The organism is Enterobacter sp. TMH.L2 (assembly GCF_050847315.1).
In the GTDB taxonomy this organism is placed as follows: Bacteria; Pseudomonadota; Gammaproteobacteria; order Enterobacterales; family Enterobacteriaceae; genus Cedecea.
Genome location: NZ_CP193791.1, coordinates 371,384 through 394,392 on the forward strand (window position 1 = coordinate 371,384; position 23,009 = coordinate 394,392).

Annotated in this window: 22 protein-coding genes; 11 read left to right on the forward strand and 11 right to left on the reverse strand. The window is 55.2% G+C overall.

Annotated features, from left to right (window positions below; all coding sequences use genetic code 11):
• The first annotated feature begins 187 nt into the window (after positions 1–187).
• The 5 genes from pnp to mtr all read left to right on the forward strand — a co-directional run bounded on the left by pnp (position 188) and on the right by mtr (position 6,825).
• Positions 188–2,317: a polyribonucleotide nucleotidyltransferase gene (gene pnp, locus ACREYP_RS01880; RefSeq protein ID WP_008454773.1), complete on the forward strand. Its 2,130-nt coding sequence runs from the start codon at positions 188–190 to the stop codon at positions 2,315–2,317.
• A gap of 117 nt (positions 2,318–2,434) precedes the next feature.
• Entirely contained in the window at positions 2,435–3,319 is an 885-nt protein-coding gene (gene nlpI, locus ACREYP_RS01885) for a lipoprotein NlpI (RefSeq protein ID WP_008454770.1), read from the forward strand.
• A gap of 110 nt (positions 3,320–3,429) precedes the next feature.
• A complete protein-coding gene (gene yrbN, locus ACREYP_RS01890; RefSeq protein WP_099458804.1) occupies positions 3,430–3,507 on the forward strand; it encodes a protein YrbN in 78 nt (25 codons plus the stop codon).
• Complete coding sequence (locus ACREYP_RS01895) at positions 3,500–5,428, forward strand: DEAD/DEAH family ATP-dependent RNA helicase (RefSeq protein ID WP_008454769.1); 1,929 nt, start codon at positions 3,500–3,502, stop codon at positions 5,426–5,428. Before yrbN ends, ACREYP_RS01895 begins: the two co-directional genes overlap by 8 nt.
• A 152-nt stretch (positions 5,429–5,580) precedes the next feature.
• On the forward strand, positions 5,581–6,825 hold the full coding sequence (mtr, locus tag ACREYP_RS01900) for a tryptophan permease (RefSeq protein ID WP_336818820.1): 1,245 nt from the start codon (positions 5,581–5,583) through the stop codon (positions 6,823–6,825).
• Positions 6,826–6,866: 41 nt separating this feature from the next.
• Here the strand turns inward: mtr and ACREYP_RS01905 are convergent, their stop codons facing one another.
• The 3 genes from ACREYP_RS01905 to ubiU all read right to left on the reverse strand — a co-directional run bounded on the left by ACREYP_RS01905 (position 6,867) and on the right by ubiU (position 9,900).
• Entirely contained in the window at positions 6,867–7,874 is a 1,008-nt protein-coding gene (locus tag ACREYP_RS01905; protein ID WP_008454765.1) for a luciferase-like monooxygenase, read from the reverse strand.
• Between the two features lie 143 nt (positions 7,875–8,017).
• Positions 8,018–8,896 (reverse strand): U32 family peptidase, encoded by an 879-nt coding sequence (locus ACREYP_RS01910; RefSeq protein ID WP_442892466.1) that lies wholly within the window; start codon positions 8,894–8,896, stop codon positions 8,018–8,020.
• An 8-nt stretch (positions 8,897–8,904) separates the two neighbouring features.
• Entirely contained in the window at positions 8,905–9,900 is a 996-nt protein-coding gene (gene ubiU / locus ACREYP_RS01915; RefSeq protein WP_008454763.1) for a ubiquinone anaerobic biosynthesis protein UbiU, read from the reverse strand.
• A 255-nt stretch (positions 9,901–10,155) separates the two neighbouring features.
• On the opposite strand from ubiU, the gene ubiT reads away from it, so the two are divergent.
• Positions 10,156–10,680, forward strand: coding sequence for a ubiquinone anaerobic biosynthesis accessory factor UbiT (gene ubiT / locus ACREYP_RS01920; protein WP_008454762.1), 525 nt, complete (start codon positions 10,156–10,158; stop codon positions 10,678–10,680).
• Positions 10,674–11,177: a GNAT family N-acetyltransferase gene (locus ACREYP_RS01925; RefSeq protein ID WP_008454760.1), complete on the forward strand. Its 504-nt coding sequence runs from the start codon at positions 10,674–10,676 to the stop codon at positions 11,175–11,177. The genes ubiT and ACREYP_RS01925 overlap by 7 nt, the downstream gene beginning before the upstream one ends.
• Here the strand turns inward: ACREYP_RS01925 and ACREYP_RS01930 are convergent.
• Entirely contained in the window at positions 11,174–11,467 is a 294-nt protein-coding gene (locus tag ACREYP_RS01930) for a GIY-YIG nuclease family protein (protein ID WP_008454758.1), read from the reverse strand. The genes ACREYP_RS01925 and ACREYP_RS01930 overlap by 4 nt on opposite strands.
• Before the next feature lie 53 nt (positions 11,468–11,520).
• On the opposite strand from ACREYP_RS01930, the gene ACREYP_RS01935 reads away from it, so the two are divergent.
• Together ACREYP_RS01935 and ACREYP_RS01940 are read left to right on the forward strand one after the other, a co-directional pair.
• Entirely contained in the window at positions 11,521–11,949 is a 429-nt protein-coding gene (locus tag ACREYP_RS01935) for a YhbP family protein (protein WP_008454756.1), read from the forward strand.
• 20 nt (positions 11,950–11,969) lie between these two features.
• Positions 11,970–12,623 carry an NAD(P)H-binding protein gene (locus tag ACREYP_RS01940; RefSeq protein WP_008454746.1) on the forward strand — a complete coding sequence of 218 codons (654 nt, stop codon included), beginning with the start codon at positions 11,970–11,972 and terminating at the stop codon, positions 12,621–12,623.
• Between the two features lie 140 nt (positions 12,624–12,763).
• On the opposite strand, the gene ACREYP_RS01945 is transcribed toward ACREYP_RS01940, so the two are convergent.
• Positions 12,764–13,294 carry an NAD(P)H-dependent oxidoreductase gene (locus ACREYP_RS01945; protein ID WP_008454745.1) on the reverse strand — a complete coding sequence of 177 codons (531 nt, stop codon included), beginning with the start codon at positions 13,292–13,294 and terminating at the stop codon, positions 12,764–12,766.
• 120 nt (positions 13,295–13,414) lie between these two features.
• Between ACREYP_RS01945 and ACREYP_RS01950 the strand changes: the two genes are divergently transcribed.
• On the forward strand, positions 13,415–13,768 hold the full coding sequence (locus ACREYP_RS01950) for a winged helix-turn-helix transcriptional regulator (protein WP_008454744.1): 354 nt from the start codon (positions 13,415–13,417) through the stop codon (positions 13,766–13,768).
• A 30-nt stretch (positions 13,769–13,798) separates the two neighbouring features.
• Here the strand turns inward: ACREYP_RS01950 and nrdG are convergent, their stop codons facing one another.
• The 3 genes from nrdG to ACREYP_RS01965 form a co-directional block, all read right to left on the reverse strand.
• Positions 13,799–14,263: an anaerobic ribonucleoside-triphosphate reductase-activating protein gene (gene nrdG / locus ACREYP_RS01955; RefSeq protein ID WP_008454741.1), complete on the reverse strand. Its 465-nt coding sequence runs from the start codon at positions 14,261–14,263 to the stop codon at positions 13,799–13,801.
• A 154-nt stretch (positions 14,264–14,417) separates the two neighbouring features.
• Positions 14,418–16,553, reverse strand: a complete 2,136-nt coding sequence (gene nrdD / locus ACREYP_RS01960) for an anaerobic ribonucleoside-triphosphate reductase (protein ID WP_008454740.1) — start codon at positions 16,551–16,553, stop codon at positions 14,418–14,420.
• Positions 16,554–16,848: 295 nt separating this feature from the next.
• Positions 16,849–17,730, reverse strand: a complete 882-nt coding sequence (locus tag ACREYP_RS01965; protein WP_008454738.1) for a LysR family transcriptional regulator — start codon at positions 17,728–17,730, stop codon at positions 16,849–16,851.
• Positions 17,731–17,830: 100 nt separating this feature from the next.
• Between ACREYP_RS01965 and ACREYP_RS01970 the strand changes: the two genes are divergently transcribed.
• Complete coding sequence (locus ACREYP_RS01970; RefSeq protein ID WP_008454730.1) at positions 17,831–18,361, forward strand: NAD(P)H-dependent oxidoreductase; 531 nt, start codon at positions 17,831–17,833, stop codon at positions 18,359–18,361.
• Positions 18,362–18,498: 137 nt separating this feature from the next.
• Here the strand turns inward: ACREYP_RS01970 and treC are convergent, their stop codons facing one another.
• The 3 genes from treC to treR form a co-directional block, all read right to left on the reverse strand.
• Positions 18,499–20,157 carry an alpha,alpha-phosphotrehalase gene (gene treC, locus ACREYP_RS01975; RefSeq protein WP_008454729.1) on the reverse strand — a complete coding sequence of 553 codons (1,659 nt, stop codon included), beginning with the start codon at positions 20,155–20,157 and terminating at the stop codon, positions 18,499–18,501.
• Positions 20,158–20,355: 198 nt separating this feature from the next.
• Positions 20,356–21,774 (reverse strand): PTS trehalose transporter subunit IIBC, encoded by a 1,419-nt coding sequence (gene treB, locus ACREYP_RS01980; RefSeq protein WP_008454726.1) that lies wholly within the window; start codon positions 21,772–21,774, stop codon positions 20,356–20,358.
• 120 nt (positions 21,775–21,894) lie between these two features.
• The gene (gene treR, locus ACREYP_RS01985; protein ID WP_008454725.1) at positions 21,895–22,842 is read right to left on the reverse strand and encodes a trehalose operon repressor TreR; all 948 of its coding nucleotides are present in this window, start codon (positions 22,840–22,842) and stop codon (positions 21,895–21,897) included.
• Positions 22,843–23,009 lie beyond the last annotated feature (167 nt).

Sequence of the window (23,009 nt, forward strand, 5' to 3'; positions counted from 1 at the left end):
AATTCTATGGAAACTAATGTATTGTTGCTGAGTGTGATCTTTATTGCAGAGGTTCGCGCGGCTAATGAGAGGCTTTACCCGTCAGAGCGGGTTAGGATTGTCATTAGTCGCGAGGATGCGATGAAGGTCGGGTACCAACGGCGGCGCGTGAAGCCACGTGCTGCCCGTCATTTTAAAGGATCTTATTTTGCTGAATCCGATCGTTCGTAAATTCCAGTATGGCCAGCATACGGTCACGCTTGAAACCGGCATGATGGCTCGCCAGGCTACCGCTGCTGTAATGGTAAGCATGGATGACACCGCGGTATTCGTTACCGTTGTTGGCCAGAAAAAAGCCAAGCCAGGCCAGGACTTCTTCCCGCTGACCGTTAACTATCAGGAGCGTACCTACGCTGCTGGTCGTATCCCAGGTAGCTTCTTCCGTCGTGAAGGCCGTCCAAGCGAAGGCGAAACCCTGATTGCGCGTCTGATTGACCGCCCGGTTCGCCCGCTGTTCCCTGAAGGTTTCGTCAACGAAGTGCAGGTTATCGCCACCGTTGTCTCCGTTAACCCGCAGGTTCACCCTGATATCGTAGCCATGATCGGTGCTTCTGCAGCACTGAGCCTGTCCGGTATTCCGTTTAACGGCCCAATCGGTGCCGCTCGTGTGGGTTACATCAATGACCAGTACGTGCTGAACCCGACCGCTGAAGAACTGAAAACCAGCAAGCTGGATCTGGTTGTTGCCGGTACCGAAAGCGCAGTGCTGATGGTTGAATCCGAAGCTGAACTGCTGAGCGAAGACCAGATGCTGGGTGCCGTTGTCTTCGGTCACGATCAGCAGCAGGTTGTTATCAAAGAAATCAACGCGCTGGTTGCCGAAGCCGGCAAACCACGTTGGGACTGGCAGCCTGAAGCGGTAAACGAAGCGCTGAATGCGCGCGTTGCCGCACTGGCTGAATCCCGTCTGAGCGATGCTTACCGCATCACTGAGAAGCAAGAGCGTTATGCACAGGTTGACGTCATCAAAGCTGACGTTATCGCGACGCTGACCGCAGAAGACGAATCTCTGGATGCCGCTGAACTGTCTGACATTCTGCACGCTATCGAGAAAAACGTTGTTCGTAGCCGTATCCTGGCTGGTGAACTGCGCATCGATGGCCGCGAAAAAGACATGATTCGTGGTCTGGACGTGCGTACTGGTGTTCTGCCGCGCACTCACGGTTCTGCACTGTTCACTCGTGGTGAAACTCAGGCGCTGGTTACCGCCACGCTGGGTACTGCACGTGACGCACAGACGCTGGACGAGCTGATGGGCGAGCGCACTGACAGCTTCCTGTTCCACTACAACTTCCCTCCGTACTCCGTAGGCGAGACCGGGATGGTAGGTTCGCCTAAGCGTCGTGAAATTGGTCACGGCCGTCTGGCGAAGCGTGGCGTTCTGGCCGTTATGCCAGAAGCTGACAAATTCCCGTACACCGTTCGTGTGGTTTCTGAAATCACCGAATCTAACGGTTCTTCTTCCATGGCCTCTGTGTGCGGTGCATCTCTGGCACTGATGGACGCTGGTGTGCCAATCAAAGCCGCCGTTGCGGGCATCGCGATGGGCCTGGTGAAAGAAGGCGACAACTTTGTTGTTCTGTCCGACATTCTGGGTGACGAAGATCACCTGGGTGACATGGACTTCAAAGTAGCCGGTAGCCGTGAAGGTATCTCTGCGCTGCAGATGGATATCAAAATCGAAGGTATCACCCGCGAAATCATGCAGGTGGCTCTGAACCAGGCTAAGGGTGCGCGTCTGCACATTCTGGGCGTGATGGAGCAGGCTATCGACGCACCGCGTGGCGATATTTCTGAGTTCGCACCACGTATTCACACCATTAAAATCAACCCAGACAAGATCAAAGACGTGATCGGTAAGGGTGGGGCTGTGATTCGTGCGCTGACTGAAGAAACCGGCACCACCATCGAAATCGAAGATGACGGTACCGTTAAAATCGCAGCGACCGACGGCGACAAAGCGAAACACGCTATCCGTCGTATCGAAGAGATCACCGCGGAAATCGAAGTGGGCCGTATCTATAACGGTAAAGTCACTCGTATCGTTGATTTCGGTGCGTTTGTTGCTATCGGCGGCGGTAAAGAAGGTCTGGTTCACATCTCTCAAATCGCCGACAAGCGCGTAGAGAAAGTGACTGACTATCTGCAGATGGGTCAGGAAGTTCCGGTGAAAGTACTGGAAGTTGACCGTCAGGGCCGCGTCCGTTTAAGCATTAAAGAAGCAACCGAGCAGTCTCCGGCAGAAGGTGCAGCACCAGCCGCGCCAGAAGCTGAGTAAGGTTTGCCAATTAAGCTCTCCATGGTGACATGGAGAGCTGTTTGTTACGGGACAGGATGTCTCGTTTGCAGCCGGGGGACAGGACGTTCATCCATTTGTTGTCTTCGGGAGTAGGAAATGAAGCCTTTTTTGCGCTGGTGTTTCGTTGCGACAGCTATCACGCTGGCCGGATGCAGCAACTCTGCCTGGCGTAAGAACGAAGTATTAGCGGTGCCATTGCAGCCTACGCTGCAGCAGGAAGTGATTCTGGCACGCATGGAACAAATACTTGCCAGTCGGGCTTTAACCGATGACGAACGCGCACAGCTTTTATATGAGCGCGGAGTGTTGTATGATAGCCTCGGTCTGAGGGCTCTGGCGCGGAATGATTTTTCACAAGCGCTGGCCATCCGTCCCGATATGCCTGAAGTATTCAATTACTTAGGCATTTATTTAACGCAGGCAGGCAATTTTGATGCTGCCTATGAAGCGTTTGATTCTGTACTTGAGCTTGATCCAACTTACAACTACGCGCACTTAAATCGCGGTATCGCCCTCTATTACGGTGGTCGTTATCGTTTAGCGCAAGATGATCTGCTGGCGTTTTATCAAGACGATCCCAACGATCCTTTCCGTAGCCTGTGGCTCTATATTGCTGAACGCAATTTGGACGAAAAACAGGCCAAAGTGGCGCTACAACAGCGTCTCGAGAAATCGGATAGAGAGCAATGGGGATGGAATATTGTCGAGTTCTACCTGGGCAACATTAGCGAAAAAGAGCTAATGGAACGCCTCAAGGCGGACGCAACGGATAACACCTCGCTCGCTGAGCATCTCAGTGAAACCAACTTCTATTTAGGTAAGTACTACCTAAGTCTGGGGGATAAGGACAGCGCCAAGGCACTGTTCAAGTTAGCGGTTGCTAACAACGTACACAACTACGTTGAGCATCGTTATGCATTGTTGGAATTAGCGCTCTTGGGCCAGGAGCAAGACGACCTGGCAGAATCGGACCAGCAATAGCTGACGAACAACGATCGTCCCATAAACTTTTTAACTAAAGTCATCACCTTCACGGGTGAGGGCGTTTTTGTTCGTTAATCAATCAAATTTGAGCCGGTTCACACTTTTCAATGAAAATTGCAGATCAATTTCACGATGAGTTACGTAGACTGGCCGCCATCAACGAGGCACATGTACTACATGACTGATATCATCGAAACCACTTTTTCTGATCTGGGGCTGCACGCCTCCATCATTCAGGCCCTGAACGATCTGGGCTACGAAAAGCCATCACCCATTCAGGCTGAGTGTATCCCACACCTGCTGAATGGCCGCGACGTTCTGGGTATGGCCCAGACCGGTAGTGGTAAAACCGCAGCGTTCTCTCTGCCGCTGCTGAACAACCTCGATCCTGAGCTGAAAGCACCGCAAATCCTGGTGCTGGCCCCGACCCGCGAACTGGCGGTTCAGGTTGCTGAAGCCATGACGGATTTCTCTAAACACATGCACGGCGTGAACGTTGTTGCCCTTTACGGCGGTCAGCGTTATGACGTGCAGCTGCGCGCTCTGCGTCAGGGACCACAGATTGTTGTGGGTACCCCAGGGCGTCTGCTTGACCACCTGAAACGCGGCACTCTGAACCTGTCCGGCCTGAAAGGTCTGGTCCTGGACGAAGCAGACGAAATGCTGCGTATGGGCTTCATCGAAGACGTTGAAACCATCATGGCGCAGATCCCGGCTGAACATCAGACCGCGCTGTTCTCTGCCACCATGCCGGAAGCGATTCGTCGTATTACCCGTCGCTTCATGAAAGATCCTCAGGAAGTGCGCATTCAATCCAGCGTGACTACTCGCCCGGACATCAGCCAGAGCTTCTGGTCTGTTTATGGCATGCGTAAAAACGAAGCGTTGGTTCGTTTCCTGGAAGCAGAAGACTTTGATGCGGCGATTATCTTCGTTCGTACCAAAAACGCGACTCTGGAAGTGGCTGAAGCGCTGGAGCGTAGCGGTTATAACAGCGCCGCGCTGAACGGTGACATGAACCAGGCGCTGCGTGAGCAGACCCTAGAGCGCCTGAAAGATGGTCGTCTGGATATCCTGATCGCCACCGACGTTGCGGCCCGTGGCCTGGACGTGGAGCGTATCAGCCTGGTTGTTAACTACGACATCCCGATGGACTCCGAGTCTTACGTTCACCGTATCGGCCGTACCGGTCGTGCTGGCCGTGCTGGCCGTGCGCTGCTGTTCGTTGAGAACCGCGAGCGTCGCCTGCTGCGCAACATCGAACGCACCATGAAGCTGACGATTCCTGAAGTAGAACTGCCAAACGCAGATCTGCTGGGTGAGCGTCGTCTGGCTAAATTCGCCGCTAAAGTTCAGCAGCAGCTGGAAAGCAGCGATCTGGATCTGTACCGTGGCCTGCTGGCAAAAATTCAGCCTTCCGCTGAAGAAGAGCTGGACATCGAAACGCTGGCTGCAGCATTGCTGAAAATGGCTCAGGGTGAACGTCCTCTGATCCTGCCACCAGATGCACCGATGCGCCCACGTCGCGAATTCAAAGAGCGTGACGATCGCTTCGAACGTCGCGGCGACCGTAATGACCGTGGCCCACGTGGCGACCGTCCAGAGCGTGGTGGTGAAGATCGTCCGCGTCGCGAACGTCGTGATGCTGGCGATATGGAACTGTACCGCATTGAAGTGGGCCGTGATGATGGTGTTGAAGTGCGTCACATCGTTGGCGCTATCGCTAACGAAGGCGACATCAGCAGCCGTTACATCGGTAACATCAAGCTGTTCGGGACCCACTCCACCATCGAGCTGCCGAAAGGCATGCCGGGTGAAGTTCTGCAGCACTTTACCCGCACTCGTATTCTGAACAAGCCGATGAATATGCAACTGCTGGGTGACGCGCAGCCTCGTCCAGAGCGCAGTGGCGAACGCCGCGGCGGTCGTGACGGCGGTGGCCGTGGCTTCGGCGGCGAGCGTCGTGAAGGCGGTCGAGGCCCACGTCGCGAAGGCGCTGGTGCCGGTGCTGGCCGTAGCTTCAGCGGTGAACGCCGTGAAGGTGGCCGTGGCCCGCGTCGCGAAGACGGAGCTGCAACCGCACGCCGTCGTTTCGGTGATGCATAATTGACCTATAATCTGCCGTATTATTTTTAAACGGCAGTGATAAAAGCCCCGGTTATTGCAATCGGGGTTTTTTTATCCCTTTTGTACTCATGTACTGGTACAATGAACCGCATAAGACAATTTCGTCGTGCTCAGTTTTTCAGGGATTCGATATGACAACGTTAACCGCCCCCGGCACAAAGCCTTCATTAATTGGCGGGGTGATGATCATCGGTGGGACAATCATTGGTGCAGGGATGTTTTCGCTCCCGGTGGTGATGTCGGGGGCCTGGTTCTTTTGGTCGCTGGCTGCGCTGGTCTTCACCTGGTTCTGCATGCTGCATTCCGGGCTGATGATCCTGGAGGCGAACCTGAACTACCGCATCGGCTCCAGCTTCGACACTATCACTAAAGATCTGCTGGGGCGCGGCTGGAACGCGATCAACGGCCTGTCGATTGCGTTTGTGCTTTATATCCTGACTTACGCCTATATTTCTGCCAGCGGCTCCATCCTGCATCATACGTTTTCAGAGATGTCGCTGGACGTGCCGGCTCGTCTGGCGGGGCTGGCTTTTGCGCTGGCTGTGGCGTTTATCGTCTGGCTGAGTACCAAAGCGGTTAGCCGCATGACGGCCATTGTGCTTGGTGCGAAAGTCATCACTTTCTTCCTGACCTTCGGCAGCCTGCTTGGGCACGTCACGCCAGTAACGCTATTTAACGTGGCGGAGAGCAATGCCTCCTACACGCCCTATTTATTAATGACGCTGCCGTTCTGCCTGGCCTCTTTTGGCTATCACGGCAATGTACCTAGCCTGATGAAGTATTACGGCAAAGATCCTCGCACCATTATTCGCTGCCTGGTTTACGGCACGCTGATGGCGTTGGGGCTGTATACCATCTGGCTGCTGGGAACGATGGGGAATATTCCACGCCCTGAGTTTATTGGCATCGCGGAGAAGGGCGGCAACATTGACGTGCTGGTGCAGGCGCTGAGCGGCGTGCTCAACAGCCGAAGCCTGGATTTGTTACTGGTGGTGTTCTCGAACTTTGCGGTGGCGAGCTCATTCCTCGGCGTCACGCTGGGGTTGTTCGATTACCTTGCGGATCTGTTTGGGTTTGACGATTCCTCACTGGGGCGTTTGAAAACGGCGCTGCTGACTTTCGTCCCGCCGATTGTCGGCGGCCTGCTGTGGCCGAATGGCTTCCTGTATGCGATTGGCTATGCGGGACTGGCGGCGACTATCTGGGCGGCCATTGTCCCTGCGCTGCTGGCGAGAAAATCACGTAAACGCTTTGGCAGCCCGAAATTCCGCGTCTGGGGTGGCAAGCCGATGATCGTCCTGATTCTGATCTTTGGCGTGGGCAATGCGCTGGTACACATCTTGTCTACCTTCGACGTCCTGCCGGTCTATAAGTAAATGCTAACGGGCCCTCCGAGCTGAGAGGGCCCCACACCACGTTAGCCTAAAAGCTCTTCTTTCACCTGCATGGCCAAATCGAACGAATGTAAGCGCGCCTGGTGATCGAAAATCTGGCCGTTAACCATAATTTCATCCGCTTCAGTTTCGCGCAGAACGGACTCCAGGCCGTGGCGCACCTTCGCTTTATCCCCCACCAGAGACATGCTCAGTGCCTGCTGAACCCCATATTGCTCAGAGGCAGACCAAAGCTGGTGCATATTCTCCACCGGTGGCGGAAGCTGCCCGGTTTCACCGCGACGGAGGCGAACAAAAGCCTGCTGCATGGAAGTAAACAGGAACTCGGCATCGCGGGTGCTGTCTGCCGCCACGATATTGATGCAGACCATCGCGTAAGGTTTTGCCAGCCGCTCGGACGGCTTGAAGTTTTCACGGTAGAGCTGCAGCGCCCGGAACAGCATATCTGGCGCAAAGTGCGAGGCAAAAGCAAACGGCAGGCCCAGCTGTGCCGCCAGTTGAGCGCCGTACAGGCTGGAGCCTAATAGCCAGACCGGTACCTTTTCGCCATAACCCGGCACGGGGCGTACATGCGGGTTCGGATCGCGGGCATCAAACCAGTCCACCAGCTCAGCAACATCCCGGGGGAAGTTATCCACGTCGCCGCTCATATGGCGTCGCAGCGCCCTCATGGTCGGCTGATCGCTGCCCGGCGCACGACCAAGTCCGAGATCGATACGCCCCGGATAAAGCGCATTGAGGGTACCGAACTGCTCGGCAATCACCAGCGGGGAATGGTTCGGCAGCATCACGCCGCCGGAACCTAAATGCAGCGTGGTGGTATTCGCGGCCAGGTAACCAATCAGCACCGAGGTTGCCGCGCTGGCAATACCGACCATATTGTGATGTTCCGCCAGCCAGTAGCGGTGGTAGCCGCGTTTTTCGGCCAGCCGGGCGAGATCCAGAGAGTGGGAAAAAGCCTCCTGCGCCGAGGAGCCTTGAGGGATCGGCGCTAAATCCAGCACCGAGAAAGCAACATTTTTGTCAGTCATAACCGCTCACTTTAGTTACAGCGTAGTCATCAGATTGAAGGTCTTCTTCCAGCCTGGCGCAGGAATACCGCGCCGGCCAGAAAAGCTGCACTTTTAATAGTGCATTAAACGATGACCAAATTTGTTAACAAAGTGAGCTATTATCAGGCCCGAAGCTCCAGCCCGGCGACGCGTCGCCAGTAGCCGTTACAGTCGCTGCGGTTGGCCAGCGGCAGCGGTGCGCTACCGTTCTCATTAGCGCGGAAGGCGTTCAAAATATCCAGCGTCCCTAAGCCCATGGGGGACAGCCGAACAATATCCACCAGCCCTTTCATCGACGTCAGCTCATTGCCGAGGTTATAGACATAGCCGCTCATGGTCTGAATGCCGTTCAGCACAAAGACCTGCTGCTGCTCCTGAGAGCGCATATCCCGGCCATTGGGGTACTTAATGCAGCAAGTTTCGCATTCGTCCTTGGCGCGGTCTTCGGAGCGGGCGGTAAAGCAGCGGGCGGAATAAGCCAGCGGCAGATGGCCATAGCTCAGCACTTCCACTTCGAATTTGTCACGAATGCCGAGCTCATCGCACTGGTTGAGCATATTGGCTAACCAGTCGCGGGAAAGCTCGACCGGCATACACCAGCGCGTCATGCCCTGTTTTAATAACAGGCGCAGCGTCACGGCGTTATAGCAGTTGAGCGCATGCCCGGCGACAAACGGCAGTTTGCGTTCGGCGGCCATATTCACGCTGCCGATATCATTGGCTTCAATCAGAAAGTCGCCGTTTTCTACATAGCGCTTCAGTTCCCCCAATTCTGACGGAGCCTGCACCAGCGCCAGCGTGGAAAGCACCACCTGCTTGCCCTGGCCTGCGAGCATTTTCGCCATATCCAGCCAGTCGCTAACTTTGGTTGCCCGGCGCTTGCTGCATACCGCTTCGCCCAGGTAAATCACATCGGCCCGGCTTTTCGCCGCGGCTTGATAAAACTTTTCCAGCGTCTCTTTTGGCCAATAGTAAAGCACCGGCCCTAATGAATATTTCATGCTTTTCCCTACTGCCATTTGCGGTGATAGGCACCAAGCGTTGTTTGCGTGCCTTCGGCCATAGATCCCAGGGTCTCCATCCAGGTAGGTTGGGCCTGGTAGCCTTTGGGATCGGCCATACAGCGATCGATAGCCTGGCGCCAGACTTTTGCCACCTGAGTCACATAAGCCGGACTGCGCTGGCGGCCCTCGATTTTCACCGACGCAATATTGGCGGCGAGCAGCTCCGGCAGCAGTTCGAGCGTGTTAAGGCTGGTGGGTTCTTCCAGCGCGTGGTAAGGCCTGTCGTCAACCAGATAACGCCCTTTGCAGAGGGTGGGATAGCCCGCATTTTCGCCGTCTTGATAGCGGTCAATCAGCACGTCGTTGAGACGGGACTCCAGCCCCTGGGACGTCTGCTGCCAGCGCACAAAGCGAGCGGGAGAGCAGGCACCCACGGTATTGGGCGACTCGCCGGTAAGGTAAGACGAAAGATAGCAACGCCCTTCCGCCATAATGCACAGGCTGCCAAAAGCGAAGACTTCCAGCGGCACCGGCGTGACGCGAGCGAGCTGTTTGACCTGATGAATAGAAAGCACGCGCGGGAGCACCACGCGGGCAACATCGAAGTGGCGATGATAAAACCGGATCGCTTCTTCATTGGTGGCCGAAGCCTGCACCGATACATGGCGCTCGATGTGTGGATAGCGCTCAGCGGCATATTCCAGCATGGCTAAATCTGCCAGGATCAGCGCATCGGCACCCAGTTGGGCGGCCATATCAACCGCCCGCTGCCAGCGGGAGTAGCCGTCCGGGTGGGCAAAAGTATTGATGGCAATATGCAGCTTACGGCCGCGAAGATGCACGTAGCTGACGGCTTCCTGCAGCTTTTTCTCGGTGAAATTAAGACCGGCAAAATGACGCGCATTGGTATCATCTTTCAGGCCGATGTACACCGCATCTGCACCGTTATCGATGGCCGCTTTCAACGCCGGAAGGTTTCCGGCCGGGCAAAGCAACTCCATATTTTATCCTGAATCATAGGGGGCATGAATACGTGCCCGCGCTGCACAGGGACGGGCAGCATAATTGTTAACGAACCGGAATTTTAGTTAACCTGTCGGCGACAATTTTTGATTTGGGGCAGAGAAAGGCGTATTGCTTAGTGTAGCCGCCGCCAATTCGGCCCCGCAGCAACCTGCGGAATTGTTGATTTGGCGCGCCATCGGGAATTGTCGTTATGGCAAAATAGCGACAAATCTTTTAAAGGAGTTAAACCCGTGTTCGAAAAACTGCGTTCTCGCCTGGTTCAGGCTGGTCCTTCTTTGCTGCGGGTTCCGGTCAAGCTAACCCCTTTTGCCGTTAAGCGTCAGGTCCTGGAGCAGGTGCTGGGCTGGCAGTTTCGTCAGGCGCTGCAGGATGGCGAGCTGGACTTTCTGGCAGGCCGCTGGCTAAGTATTGAAGTACGCGATCTGGGCCTGAAGTGGTTTACTTCCGTTGAGGACAATAAGCTGCTGGTGTGCGACGATGCACCTGCAGATGTGAGCTTTAGCGCTGAGGCCAACGATCTGTTGCTGATCGCCGCTCGCAAGCAGGATCCTGATACCCTGTTTTTCCAGCGTCGTCTGGTCATTGAAGGCGACACGGAACTCGGGTTATATGTGAAGAATCTAATGGATGCCATTGAGCTGGATGCCATGCCTAAACCGCTGCGCATCCTGCTATTACAGCTGGCTGATTTTGTTGAGGCGGGTTTGAAACACAACGCCGCCCCTGAAGGTAATTCGATAGGTGAGCCATGTTAATTCGTGTAGAAATTCCCATTGATGCACCCGGCATCGACGCGCTGCTGCGCCGTTCCTTTGAAGGTGAGGGTGAAGCTGAGCTGGTGAAAGCACTGCGGGAAGACGGGCTGTTAACGCTGGGTCTCGTCGCCACCGACGATGAAGGGCAGGTGATTGGCTACGTGGCCTTCAGCCCGGTCGCTGTAGAAGGCGAAGAGCTGCAGTGGGTGGGGCTTGCACCGCTGGCGGTAGATGAGTCGGTTCGCGGGCAGGGCATTGCCAAACAGCTGGTATACGAAGGGCTGGATTCTCTGAATGAGTTTGGCTATGCCGCCGTGGTCACGCTGGGTTCGCCGGAGATGTATGGTCATCTTGGCTTCCAGCCTGCGGCCCGTTACGATCTGCGCTGCCGCTGGCCTGGCACCGAAGCGGCATTCCAGGTTCATCCGCTGGCGGATGATGCCCTGAACGGCGTCAGTGGCCTGGTAGAATATTCTGACCACTTCAACACCGTTTAGCGAGTTTCCCCTTGAAGGCTTGTCAGCAGGTCTTCAAGGGCTACCTTGCCCACCACCAGCCGCTCTTTCTCGGCCTTGCTCAACTGTTTAATTCGGTATTCGGCCCGCAGCGCCAGCGACCGGTTGCCCACCACCTGACTAAATACCAGATCCAGCTCCCCCTTGCCGCGCAGCGCCTTGGCTCCTTTCCCTGACTGATGCTGGGCAAAGCGGCGAGCTACGTCGGTGGTGATGCCGGTATAAAGGCGGTTATCGGGGCAGCGAATTAAATAGAGATACCAGGGAGTCATAGGGCGGGCGCATAATTAACATTTGTCGCAGAGTAACACTGTTCAGGATGACGATGGAATCACTCAATGCCATCAGCCGCTGGCTGACAAAACAACATGTTCTCAGCTACTGCGTGGGCAGTGGGCACTCGCTTTGGTGCGCGAACGCGTTTTACGTTTTCGACCCTGAACGCGTGGCCTTTTATCTGTTGAGCGAGACTTCATCCCGCCACGGTGAGCTGATTGGGGAGCAGGCCCCGGTCGCCGGGACGATAAACGGCCAGCCCAAAACCGTGGCGCTTATCCGGGGCGTACAGTTCCGGGGGGAAATTCGTCTGCTGGCGGCAGAAGAAGCGGCTGACTTTCGTATTCGCTACCTGAAGCGTTTCCCGATAGCCAAAGTCATGTCGGCCCCGATGTGGGAAATTCGGCTCGATGAGATAAAAATGACGGACAACACGCTCGGCTTCGGGAAAAAGCTACACTGGCTACGTGACGAGTAAATTCATTCTCAGGAGGCAGTATGAGTCGTGTTCTGATCGTCGGCGCCACGGGGCTTGTGGGCGGCCATTTACTCCGCCTGCTTAGTCAGGACTCGCGCGTTACCTCGATTGTGGCACCCACCCGCCGTCCGCTGCCGGTAGCGCTGAACAAGGTTGTTAATCCACACGATCCACAGCTGTCAGACGCGTTCGCGCAGGTCACGGAACCGGTTGATACGGTCTTTTGCTGCCTGGGTACAACACTTCGCGAGGCCGGCAGCAAAGAGGCGTTTATCCTGGTCGATTACACACTTGTCGTGGACGCCGCTCTCACGGGCCAGCGGCTTGGGGCAAAACAGATGCTGGTGGTCAGCGCGCTGGGCGCGAACAGCCGCTCGCCGTTCTTCTACAACCGCGTGAAGGGTGAAATGGAAGATACGCTGATAGCGCAAACCTGGCCGCGTCTGACTATTGCCCGTCCCTCAATGCTGCTGGGACATCGCCAAACCCGTCGCTTAAACGAAGTCGTCATGCTGCCGATTTTTAAAATGCTGCCCGGCAATCTCAAAGCCATTGAATCGCTGGACGTGGCAAAAGCCCTGCTTTTTGAAGCGTTCAACCCCGTTCGGGAAGGAGTAACTATTGTTAATTCTGCCGAACTACGAGAACGCGCTCAGTACTATGCCGTGGAGTAATTGTTCCAGAGAGCTTATGTGGCATTATTTACGTTGGTTTTGTAAATAAAAGCCACATTATTACATGGCTTTTTAATAGCAAAGGCATGCCGCTCAATAAACTATTGAGAAGATAACTGTCAGGTGTTAAAGGCTAAATATTAAAAGGACTGCAGGTAATCAATATATCCTTTGGCGCTATTTTCCAGCTGCTGGGCGGAAACTTCATATTCAGCCCCATAAAATGCGTAGAAGGGCTGATAATCCGCTTCGACATATTTCGCGGTCATTTCAAACGGCAGAAGTATTTCCTGTAACGAATGCTGATAGCGCCCATCACGAGAAAAATCCTCCTCTTTGATACCGGCGCTTACCGCCAGCGCGAACTTACGGCCTCTGAGCTTATGCCCGCTGGTAGAGCCGTAGGCCCAGCCATAGGTAAAGACCTCATCCAGCCACTGCTTTAACAACGGTGGGCTGTTAAACCAGTACAGCGGGAATTGCAGAATAATTTTATCGTGCTGTTCAATCAGTTTCTGCTCCCTTTCCACATCAATAACACCATCTGGATAAGCCTGATAAAGATTGTGGATTGTATATAACTCTGGATGAGTTTCTAATTCGCTTACCCAACGCTTATTAATTTTAGACTCATTAATATTCGGATGAATAACAATAATTAACGTCTTCATGGTTTATTCCTCTTGAGGTGTTTGTCCGTTGGCATTTATTTGATGTTTGCATCATAGGAGGCTTTAAATTAAAGTACAATACTGTCATTGTTGATATGTACTATACCAAAGGATAGTGTTATGAGCGAAAAGGCTGTGCCGGATTCTTGCGCATTTATGGGCGACACGGGCTTTGCCTACACGCTGTCGCTGGTGAATGGGAAATATAAAATGATCATTCTCTATGCGCTGGCTGAGCATAAGCCGGTGATTCGCTTCAACGAGCTCAAGCGCAGCATTGAGACTATTTCGTTCAGAACCCTGAGCCTGACGCTGAAAGAGCTGGAGAATGACGGGTTGATTATCCGGAACGAATATCCGCAAATTCCACCCAAGGTAGAGTACAGCCTTTCAGAGCGTGGTAAGTCGCTGATCCCGGTTTTGGATATGATGTGTGAATGGGGAAACGTGCATCGTCATGATGTGCTGCAGTGAAGCTTCCCGCCGGCTATCGGGAAGCCTGATTTAACGCAGATGATGAACGACCTGGTTACTGCTGCCTCGCCAGATAAGCGCCGGGTCTTTTAAATCCTGAACAAACTTACCGTCCACCAGCACGTTGATTAACGCTACCACTTCCTGCTGTGCGGCGTTCAGTTCATCAATCTTATATCCCGTCCACACCCAGATGTCCTTGCCCGGGCATTCAGTACGCACGCGCTGCACCAGCTTTAGAATCTCGGGCACGTTCTGCGGATGCAGCGGATCGCCGCCCGAAAGCGAGATTCCCTGGCGCTTAACGCGGGTGTCGTTCAGGTCGGTAATAATGCGATCGGCCATTTCTGCGGTAAACGGCATGCCCGAATTTACGCGCCAGGTGCTTTTGTTGTAGCAGCCGGGGCATTCATGCACGCAGCCTGAGACAAACAGCGTGCAGCGAGTGCCGGGGCCATTGACGATGTCGACGGGGTAGTACTGGTGATAATTCATTTTCGCATCTCAATTGACGCCATAGCTGCCTCACTCACCCCGGCCCTCTGTCACAGGAGAGGGAGAAAACCAGCGCGCGGCGTAAGTATTTACACAGACAGTTCCCTCTCCCCTTAGGGGAGAGGGTTAGGGTGAGGGGAGTTCGCTTTATGGCTTAACCGATCTGCCCGTTGCCCAGGTGCTTCACGCGGCGCTTAACTTCTTCCTGCTTGCCGGCGTTAAACGGACGTGCGTCCGGGCTGCCGAGATAACCGCATACGCGGCGGGTAACCGACACGCGCGCCGCATCGTGGTTACCGCATTTCGGGCAGGTAAAGCCCTTGCTGGTACATTCGAACTCGCCGGTGTAGCCGCACTCGTAGCATTCATCGATTGGCGTATTGGTGCCGTAGTAAGGCACGTGCTTGTAGCTGTAATCCCACACATCTTCCAGCGCCCGCAGGTTGTGCTGGATGTTCGGGTACTCGCCGTAGCAAATGAAGCCGCCGTTAGCCAGAGGTGGGTAAGGTGCTTCGAAGTCGATTTTGTCGTAAGGATTCACCTTTTTCTCCACGTCGAGGTGGAAGCTGTTGGTGTAGTAGCCTTTGTCGGTAACGCCAGGAACGACGCCGAACTCAGCGGTATCCAGACGACAGAAGCGGTCGCACAGGTTCTCACTTGGCGTGCTGTAGAGGCTAAAGCCGTAGCCGGTTTCTGCCTTCCAGCTGTCGGTGGCTTCGCGCAGACGAGCCACGATAGCAACAGCTTTCTTACGCAGGGCTTCGCTGTCATACACGTGCTGATTACCGAACAGGGCGTTCACCGTTTCGTGGATGCCGATGTAGCCCAGGGAAATGGACGCCCGGCCATTTTTAAAGATCTCAGACACGTCGTCGTCGGCCTTCAGGCGCACGCCGCAGGCGCCTTCCATATAGAGGATCGGGGCCACTCGGGCTTTGACGCCTTCCAGGCGGGCAATGCGGGTCATCAGCGCTTTACGCGCCAGCAGTAAGCGTTCGTCCAGCAATTTCCAGAAGGTGGCTTCATCCCCTTTGGCTTCCAGCGCAATGCGCGGCAGGTTCAGGCTGATCACGCCGAGGTTGTTACGCCCGTCGTGGATCTGCTCGCCGTTTTCTTCGTATACGCCGAGGAAGCTGCGGCAGCCCATTGGCGTTTTAAACGAGCCGGTGACTTTCACCACCTGATCGTAGTTAAGGATGTCCGGGTACATGCGTTTGGACGCGCATTCCAGTGCCAGTTGCTTAATGTCGTAGTTGGCGTCGCCGAACTTATGGTTCAGACCGTCCTGGATCGCAAAGACCAGTTTTGGGAACACCGCGGTCTTGCGATTTTTACCCAGGCCGGCGATGCGGTTGCGCAGAATAGAAGTCTGGATCAGGCGTGATTCCCAACGGGTACCGAGGCCAAAACCAAAGGTGACAAACGGCGTCTGCCCGTTGGCGGTATGCAGGGTATTCACTTCGTATTCAAGGGACTGGAAGGCGTCGTAGCACTCCTTCTCGGTGCGGGAGTGAGCATATCCCTCCGCGTCGGGGATCTGCCACTCTTCAGCAATTTTACGGTGCTTGTTAAAGCTTTCGGTCACAAACGGGGCCAGCACTTCGTCAATGCGGTTGATGGTGGTTCCGCCGTAAATATGGCTGGCAACCTGGGCGATGATCTGCGCGGTAACCGCCGTTGCGGTAGAAATGGATTTTGGCGGTTCGATCTCGGCGTTACCCATTTTAAAGCCGTGGGTCAGCATACCTTTGAGATCGATAAGCATGCAGTTGAACATCGGGAAAAACGGAGAGTAGTCGAGATCGTGATAGTGAATATCGCCGCGCTCGTGCGCGAGCACCACGTCGCGCGGCAGCAGGTGCTGCTTGGCATAGTGCTTGGCGACGATCCCGGCCAGCAGGTCGCGCTGGGTAGGAATCACTTTACTGTCTTTGTTAGCGTTCTCGTTGAGCAGGGCGGAATTAGTCTGCTCAACCAGGCCACGAATTTCCTGGTTCAGGCGGCCACGCTTCTCGCGCTCAATATCGCGGTCATGGCGATACTCAATATAGGCGCGCGCCAGCTGCTTGTAGTTTCCGGCCATGAGCTGGTTTTCTACGGCGACCTGGATCTCGCCGATGTCGACCTGGCTGCGACCGGCCATCTGCTGACTGACGATATCTGCGACGGTGGCGCAATAGTCCGCGTCATCGACTCCCGCTGCTTTAGCTGCACGCAGAATGGCTTCTCTGATGCGCTCTGAAGTGAAAGGTACCTTGCACCCGTCTCTTTTCATCACATGCGGTGTCATGATTTCTCCGTTTATTTTTAGGTTATCCACAAATGTAGGGGGATCTCCGGGAGCTCGTAGCCAGTTGTCCTGTCAAAATTTCCCGAAAGTTGGCCCTTTTTATCCACAGATAATCCCCAAGCTTATCCTGAGGGCGTTGTCGTTATAATAGTCGATGAATACAACATGTAGGGCCGGGATGCATTCTAAGTTCTATATATAGTGATTTGCATCAAACATGTTTGCGATTTTATTGATTCAGAACAAAGTAAATCGGGGGCGGTAGAAACGGCGGGCGTTGTCTATGGGAGGGAAATTATCCGATTAATTTTTCGTATAAATATTCTACAAACACCCGAGTCTTTGGCGGGATTTTTCCTCCGGCATACTTCACCCAGAGCTGCTGCGGCTCGGGGGCTGAACCCTGCAAAATCGGCACTAACTTGCCTTCGGTGATGGGACGGGTGAGATACCAGTCGGCGAGATAAACGATCCCCATGCCGGACAGCGCGGCATCCATCAGAGAATCCGGCGAGGTGGAGATAAACCAGGCTGAAGGCTCATCAAACAGTGTTTCGTTATTCATCCATTGCTGAAGGCGCCCGGTGCCGGAGTTGCGGTGGATGAGGCAGCGATGCTTCGCGAGATCTTCCGGCGTTTGTGGCGTTCCGTGTTGAGCTAAATATGCCGGTGACGCCGCCGTAATCATTTTCGAGGTATACAGCTCGCGCGCCACCACGCGGTTATCTCTTACCGTGCGGTGGCCGATGGCCACGTCAATGCGCTCGCCAATGAGGTTGACGCTGCGGGCTTCCATCGACATCTCAAAGCGAATCAGCGGATAGCGCCGCTGGAATTCGGCCAGGATCGGCATCAGGCAGTGGCGGCCAAAGCCAGGGATCACGCTGACGCGCAGCAGCCCCGAAGGTTCCGCCCCCGGATTAACCAGCGCCTGGTTCAGCGCCTGCCACAGCGGAGCGACCTCTTCACGCAGCGCAGTCCCTTCTTCGGTCAGTACCACAAAGTGCGTATTGCGCACAAAGAGCACGATGCCCAGCCGCAGTTCAAGCTGACGTATGCTTTTGCTCACCGCCGCGGGCGTAATGCCCAACTGACGGGCTGCCTCGGAAAAACTCTGGCAGTCTGCCGCCGCCAGAAAAGCGGGAATGAGCCGATGAACGTCAGCGGAAAGCATCATACTTGTAACCTTTGGTTGAAACAGATGTGCCATGTTATGGACTACAGGTAAGCCCTGTCATCTGAAAAGATAGCCTCATCCCAAAAATGAGGTCTGAAAGATGAATAAAATATTAGTGCTGGCGGCACATCGTGCCCCTGAAGAATCCCGTATTAACCGCGCTGGCGTTACGGCCCTGAAAAGCATCGCAGGCGTCACCGTGCACGAACTTAAGCGTGAGTACCCGGATCATCAGATTGACGTTGAGCGTGAACAGGCGCTGCTGGTGGAACATGACGCGATTGTGCTGATGTTCCCGTTCTGGTGGTACAGCTCCCCGGCGATCCTCAAAGACTGGCAGGATCAGGTGCTAACCTTTGGCTTTGCCTATGGGACTAACGGCACCGCGCTGCACGGCAAAAAGCTGATGGTCATGACGTCGACGGGCGGCCAGGCGGAGGCTTATCGTGCAGAAGGTGCTAACCGCTACACGGTGGAAGAGCTGCTGCTGCCGTTCCACGCGATGGCGAATAAGACCGGTATGATCTGGCAGGCACCTGCGCTTATTCAGGGGGCGAATACAATTACGGAAGCGCTGATCGACGAAGGCGTCAACGGCTGGCTGAGCCGGGTTCAGGCGTTGAAAGGGTGATTTTTATTCTCACCCCGCAGGGGGGAAGGGGGATAAACAACGGGCAAAACAGTACTCAATCTATCCCCTCTCCCTTTAAGGGAGAGGGTTAGGGTAAGGGTCGGAAGCGGCATTGGGGATTAAGCCAGCGTCCTGGACTAACGCTTAATCCAGTACACCGCCTCAAACGGCCTCAGGCTCATCTCCGCAGGTTTAGGGGCGGCATCAGCGTAGTTACTCATCAGTACTTCCCATTCACCTTCGTGCCCTTCCAGCTGCAGCCATTGCGCCTCTGCGCTAAGGTTTGCGGCAACTACCAGCGTCTGGCCTTCATGTTGGCGGCTGTAACTCCACACCAGCGGGTGCTCCGGCAGCAGATCCTGATAATTCCCCCAGGTCAGCACCGGCTCTGCCTTACGCAGCTTGATCAACTGCTGGTAGGTATAGAAGACCGACTCTTTGTCCTCCAGCGCCGCTGCGGCGTTGACCGTCTGGTAGTTATCGCACAGGCCAATCCACGGCGTGCCTTCGCTAAAGCCGGCATTACTGCCCGCATCCCACTGCATCGGCGTGCGGCTGTTGTCGCGTGACTTACTGGCAAGAATAGCCATCAGCGTGTTGCTGTCGCGTCCAAGGGTTCGCAGCTCGGCAAACATATTCAGGCTTTCCACGTCGCGGTACTGATCGATGCTGGAGAAATGCGGATTGGTCATCCCAATCTCTTCCCCCTGATAGATGTACGGCGTGCCTTGCATGCCGTGCAGCACCATCGCCAGCATCTTCGCGGAGGTGGTTCGCAGCTCGCCTTCGTGACCAAAACGGGACACGATGCGCGGCTGGTCGTGGTTACACCAGAACAGCGCGTTCCATGCCACGTTGTGCATACCCTGCTGCCAGTGGTTGAAGATTGACTTCAGCTCCACGTAGTCAGGTTTTGCCAGCGTCCATTTCTCACCGCCAGGATAATCCACCTTGAGGTGATGGAAGTTAAAGGTCATCGACAGCTCGCTGCCGTCGAGAGCGCCATATTTCTGGCAGTTATCCAGCGAGGTGGAGGACATCTCGCCGACGGTCATCAGGCCGAGCGGCTTAAAGGCATCGCGGCTGAATTCCCGCAGGTACTCGTGAACCCGTGGGCCATCGGTGTAAAAACGACGTCCATCCCCGCCGTTCACGTCATTCGGGAACGTCTGGTCTTTTGAAACCAGGTTAATTACGTCGAGGCGCAGGCCGTCTACGCCGCGGTTGGCCCAGAACTCGCAAACCTGCTTCAGCTCGGCGCGAACCGTCGGGTTTTCCCAGTTAAGGTCTGCCTGCTCAGGCGCGAAAAGATGCAGATAGTATTGCCCGGTTTCCGCCTGCCACTGCCAGGCGTTGCCGCCAAACTTCGAACGCCAGTTATTCGGCAGAATATCCGGCGTGCCGTCGCGCCAGATATAGAACTCGCGGTACGGGCTGTGTTTATCCTGCGCCTGCTTGAACCAGTCGTGCTCCGTGGAGGTGTGGTTAAACACCATATCGAGCACCAGACGAATACCGCGCTGGTGGGCTTCGGCCACCAGCAAATCAAAATCTTCCAGCGTGCCGTAGGTCGGATCTATCGCGCAGTAGTCAGCGACGTCGTAGCCGTTATCTATCTGAGGCGACACATAAAACGGCGTCAGCCAAATGGCATCAACACCCAGCGTTTTGAGGTAATCCAGACGCCGAATCACGCCCTTCAGATCGCCGGTCCCGCTGCCGGTCGTGTCCTGGAAACTCTTCGGGTAAATCTGGTAGATGACGCCGTTCTGCCACCACGGAGGAGTGATATTCATAGCGAGTTCCTGCTAGCTGAAGGGGCGGAATTGCCCCATAAACTGATGACAAACTTCTGGCAGTAGAAAGAACCGTAAGTGCCATCAAAAATAAACAAGGAAAATCAACGGGCTGATTTTCAGCTGATAACCCACAAAGCGAGAAAAAGTCACTTTGCTCTGACGAAAAGGGGGCATTTCTGCCCCCGGTCTATCTCACTACACCACCAGCAGCGTGCCCTGGCGGAATTTACGCTTGTAGACGATGGAGGTCAGGATAATCGGCACAATCACCGCGATAACAATTGCAATGGCGTAGACGCCCCAGAACTTAGGCTGAATGGACAGGATGCCCGGCAGACCGCCGACGCCAATCCCGTTCGCCATCACGCCGTTCAGGCCGCACAGCAGGCCAGCCAGGCCGGAACCGACCATCGCGCACAGCATCGGGAAGTGGTACTTCAGGTTGATCCCGTACATAGCCGGTTCGGTGACGCCGAGGTAGGCAGAAATGGCCGCCGGGACGGAGATTTCACGTTCATTCTGCTTGCGGCTACAGATAATGATGCCGACAACCGCAGAAGCCTGCGCGATGTTAGACAGCGCAATCAGCGGCCAAACCGGTGTCCCGCCCAGGCTCTGGATCATCTGCATGTCGATGGCCAGCGTGGTCTGGTGAACGCCGGTAATCACCAATGGTGCATACAGGAAACCAAACAGCGCGGCGCCGATAGGGGCGAAGCTGCCGGTCATCAGGTGGCGAACCGCGAACGCCACGCCGTCGCCGATCATACGGCCAAACGGCCCGATGACGGTGTGCGCCAGGAAAACTGCCAGGATCAGCGAGCAAACCGGCACGATAACCAGATAAAGATAATCCGGCACGATGCGCTTCATACGAGTTTCGATGAAGCCGAGCGCCAGACCGGCCAGCAGCGCCGGGATAACCTGCGCCTGGTAACCGACTTTCTCAATAGTGAACCAGCCGAAGTTCCACACTTCCGGGATCTTGGTGCCCAGTTCGTAGGCGTTCATCAGCTGCGGGGAGACCAGCGTAACGCCCAGCACGATGCCGAGGATCGGCGTGCCGCCCATTTTCTTCACCGCAGACCAGCAAATGCCCACCGGCAGATAGAAGAAGATCGCTTCACCAATCAACCACAGGAAGTCATAGACGGTTTTCAGCGCCGGGTACATCTGGGCAAGGGTTTCCCCGTTGCTCATCGGCAGGTCGCCAATGACGTTACGGAAACCGAGGATCAGGCCTCCGCTGATAAGCGCAGGCAGCAGCGGGAAGAAGATCTCTGCGAAGTGGGAGATCAGCTGCTCGTGCCATTTCATATTTTGACGCGCCGCCGTCTTGGCCTGCTCTTTGTCGGCGGAGTCCAGCCCGGTCGTGGCGATCAGCGCTTTGTAGTAATCATCCACATCGGTACCGATAACCACCTGGAACTGGCCGGCATTGGTAAAGCAGCCTTTCACCATGGGCAGATTTTCGATCTCTTTAGGATGGGCATTTTCGGGATGGTTCAGCACAAAACGCAGTCGGGTAATGCAGTGGCTGACGGTGGCGATATTCTCGCGCCCGCCAACCAGTTCGATCAGTTTGTCGATGTCTTGTTGTTTTACTTTGCTCATAAGTAACACCCTGGGTAGGAGGTAATGACCTGTTGTAAGGGTAGCCAGGTTTCTATTTTGCGAAAATGGGAACGTTCCCGAAACCGGGCGAAGATCACAAAATCCCGATCAGGGGCGGTTTTATTGCAGGTGACTAGGGATGACGATTTGCCGCAGCTGTTGGCCCTGAGAAATCTGCCCGATCAGCTGTAAAGCCGCGGCACGACCGGCTTCGGCGTAGCCTGGGTCAACGGTAATGATTTCAGGATGCAAGAATTTCATCAGCGGCGTGTTCCCCACGCTCGCCAGTTGAATATCGCTGCGGTTTTGCTGCTGGAGATATTTGCTTGCGCCCAGCGCCAGGGTGTCAGTGGCGCACAGCAGGGCGGTGGTTTTCGGGGTCAGAACTTCAACCACATGCTCGTAGCCCTGCTTCATGGCAAGGCCGGGCAGGGCGGCATTTGGAACGATATCGTGGTCACGGCAAAAAGCGAGATACGCCTGGTGGCGGCGGTAACCGGTGGTGACGTCGCCGTGCGGTACGCCAAGGAAGCTGATGTCCCGGTGACCCTGCTGATAAAGCGTGGACATCAGGATGTGAATAGAGCCTTCATCGTCATAACACACCGAAGCGAAGCCGCTGGCGTCTCGCGCCATCAGCACCAGCGTGGAACGCCATGGCTGCAGCACTTTCTCGTTGATGCCGGTGAAGCCAAACAGAATCACGCCGTCGATGTTGCGGCGGCGCAGCATGCCAAGATGCTCCTCAACCATCTCTGGTGAGAACTGGCTTTCCATCATGATCGGATCGTAGCCCTGCTCGTAAAGGCAAGGCAGCATGGTTTGCACCGCCAGATTTTCCGACAGTGAGTCCAGGCGGGTCACGATAATGGCGACGACTTTATCGCTTTGGCCCCGCATCGCGCGCGCCGAGCGGGAGGGGGAAAACTCATGCTGCTGCATTACCGCTTCAACCCGTTCCCGCGTGCGGGCGCTGACGCCGCTTTCATTGTTCAATACGCGAGAAACGGTAGATTTCCCCACGCCGCTCAGGCGGGCAATATCTTTGATGGTAAGGCGACTTTGCATGGTTGTTCTTTTCCCTGGCGGTCACGGTGCAAATTGGTTGGTTAGACAATGGCGGCTAGCCCTGTTCCCTTTGGGACACGAATGCGGTGATTGTCACTCGTTTGCCACCAACCTGTAATCCGGATTATTTAGAATATACTTATCAGGAGTAAAGTTTTAACGCGCTA

Excerpts from the sequence above, each read along its gene's own strand:
- nlpI (WP_008454770.1), top strand. The coding sequence starts at position 2,435 with ATGAAGCCTTTTTTGCGCTGGTGTTTCGTTGCGACAGCTATCACGCTG.
- yrbN (WP_099458804.1), top strand. The coding sequence starts at position 3,430 with ATGAAAATTGCAGATCAATTTCACGATGAGTTACGTAGACTGGCCGCC.
- ACREYP_RS01895 (WP_008454769.1), top strand. The coding sequence starts at position 3,500 with ATGACTGATATCATCGAAACCACTTTTTCTGATCTGGGGCTGCACGCC.
- mtr (WP_336818820.1), top strand. The coding sequence starts at position 5,581 with ATGACAACGTTAACCGCCCCCGGCACAAAGCCTTCATTAATTGGCGGG.
- ACREYP_RS01905 (WP_008454765.1), bottom strand. The coding sequence starts at position 7,874 with ATGACTGACAAAAATGTTGCTTTCTCGGTGCTGGATTTAGCGCCGATC.
- ACREYP_RS01910 (WP_442892466.1), bottom strand. The coding sequence starts at position 8,896 with ATGAAATATTCATTAGGGCCGGTGCTTTACTATTGGCCAAAAGAGACG.
- ubiU (WP_008454763.1), bottom strand. The coding sequence starts at position 9,900 with ATGGAGTTGCTTTGCCCGGCCGGAAACCTTCCGGCGTTGAAAGCGGCC.
- ACREYP_RS01925 (WP_008454760.1), top strand. The coding sequence starts at position 10,674 with ATGTTAATTCGTGTAGAAATTCCCATTGATGCACCCGGCATCGACGCG.
- ACREYP_RS01930 (WP_008454758.1), bottom strand. The coding sequence starts at position 11,467 with ATGACTCCCTGGTATCTCTATTTAATTCGCTGCCCCGATAACCGCCTT.
- ACREYP_RS01935 (WP_008454756.1), top strand. The coding sequence starts at position 11,521 with ATGGAATCACTCAATGCCATCAGCCGCTGGCTGACAAAACAACATGTT.
- ACREYP_RS01940 (WP_008454746.1), top strand. The coding sequence starts at position 11,970 with ATGAGTCGTGTTCTGATCGTCGGCGCCACGGGGCTTGTGGGCGGCCAT.
- ACREYP_RS01945 (WP_008454745.1), bottom strand. The coding sequence starts at position 13,294 with ATGAAGACGTTAATTATTGTTATTCATCCGAATATTAATGAGTCTAAA.
- ACREYP_RS01950 (WP_008454744.1), top strand. The coding sequence starts at position 13,415 with ATGAGCGAAAAGGCTGTGCCGGATTCTTGCGCATTTATGGGCGACACG.
- nrdG (WP_008454741.1), bottom strand. The coding sequence starts at position 14,263 with ATGAATTATCACCAGTACTACCCCGTCGACATCGTCAATGGCCCCGGC.
- nrdD (WP_008454740.1), bottom strand. The coding sequence starts at position 16,553 with ATGACACCGCATGTGATGAAAAGAGACGGGTGCAAGGTACCTTTCACT.
- ACREYP_RS01965 (WP_008454738.1), bottom strand. The coding sequence starts at position 17,730 with ATGATGCTTTCCGCTGACGTTCATCGGCTCATTCCCGCTTTTCTGGCG.
- ACREYP_RS01970 (WP_008454730.1), top strand. The coding sequence starts at position 17,831 with ATGAATAAAATATTAGTGCTGGCGGCACATCGTGCCCCTGAAGAATCC.
- treC (WP_008454729.1), bottom strand. The coding sequence starts at position 20,157 with ATGAATATCACTCCTCCGTGGTGGCAGAACGGCGTCATCTACCAGATT.
- treB (WP_008454726.1), bottom strand. The coding sequence starts at position 21,774 with ATGAGCAAAGTAAAACAACAAGACATCGACAAACTGATCGAACTGGTT.
- treR (WP_008454725.1), bottom strand. The coding sequence starts at position 22,842 with ATGCAAAGTCGCCTTACCATCAAAGATATTGCCCGCCTGAGCGGCGTG.